Here is a 569-nt window from a genome sequence, read left to right as displayed (position 1 = left end):
ACGCATGGATCAGGTGAAGCGAAGACAAATAGTAAGCTTACATCTCTATTAGATGGGGACATTAAATCTGGCTCGACGGATGCAGTAACGGGTAACCAGCTTCATAAATTGGGCGATCAGGTAGCAACATATTTTGGTGGTAATGCTAAGTATGAAAATGGCGCTTGGACAGCTCCTTCTTATAAAATCTCTAATATTACTAATGATGGTGCGGTAACGGATAATACTTATAACGATGTTGGAAGTGCGTTTGCGGGTCTTGATACGAGTGTCCAGAATGTAAATACGCATCTGTCTAATGAGGTCAAAAAGTTTGATGAAAAAATAAGTAATATTACTCAATCAGTTCAAGGTGATTCCTTGTTGTGGAGTGAAACGGCTAAAGCCTTTGTAGCGACGCATGGATCAGGTGAAGCGAAGACAAATAGTAAGCTTACATCTCTATTAGATGGGGACATTAAATCTGGCTCGACGGATGCAGTGACGGGTAATCAGCTTTTTGCGACCAATAAGAGTGTTGCAACTTATTTAGGTGGTGGCGCTAAATATGAAGAAGGTCAATGGACCGC

At 41.3% G+C, this 569-nt stretch carries 1 pseudogene; it reads left to right on the top strand.

The features are described from left to right. Window positions 1–569: pseudogene (locus ACFIML_RS09355) on the top strand (hypothetical protein); the annotation flags it as partial.

This window comes from Bartonella sp. AC62GZZY (assembly GCF_042196525.1).
GTDB lineage: Bacteria > Pseudomonadota > Alphaproteobacteria > Rhizobiales > Rhizobiaceae > Bartonella.
This window is presented reverse-complemented; position numbering and strand designations above follow the sequence as displayed.